The organism is Streptomyces sp. SID12501 (genome assembly GCF_010550245.1).
In the GTDB taxonomy this organism is placed as follows: domain Bacteria; phylum Actinomycetota; class Actinomycetes; order Streptomycetales; family Streptomycetaceae; genus Streptomyces.
The window spans coordinates 1-420 of sequence record NZ_JAAGLU010000799.1 but is presented as its reverse complement, the minus strand read 5'-3'; the positions used below and the strand labels follow the sequence as shown (position 1 = coordinate 420).

1 protein-coding gene is annotated in these 420 nt (G+C 66.7%); it reads right to left on the bottom strand.

The window, feature by feature from the left end; translation table 11 throughout:
* Positions 1-420, bottom strand: a 420-nt coding sequence (locus G3I71_RS48520) for a BMP family ABC transporter substrate-binding protein (RefSeq protein WP_164325370.1), incomplete at both ends; no start/stop codon positions are given.

The following is a 420-nucleotide window of genomic DNA, read 5'->3' as shown; positions in this document are numbered from 1 at the left end:
TCCTTGGTGACCGAGGTCAGGATGGAGTCCTTGTACTTCGCCAGACCGGCCTGGTTGTACTGGTCCGAGTCGACGCCGATGGCCCACTTGCCCTTGGCGGCGGTGGCCTCGATGGCACCGGAGCCGGCCAGACCGGCGGCCGAGTAGATCACGTCGGCCTTCTTGTCGAGCTGGCCCTGGGCGGCGGCCTTGCCGAGGTCGGGCTTGGAGAAGCCGTCGAAGTTCGGGGGCTGCGTCAGGTACTGCGGGAGCACGTTCACCGACGGGTCGGTGTCCTTGACGCCCTGGATGTAGCCGGCCTCGAACTTCTTGATCAGCGGGGTCTCGACGCCGCCGATGAAGCCGACCGTCTTCGTCTTGGTGACCTTGGCGGCGGCGACGCCGGCGAGGTAGGAGCCCTGCTCCTCGTTGAAGACGATG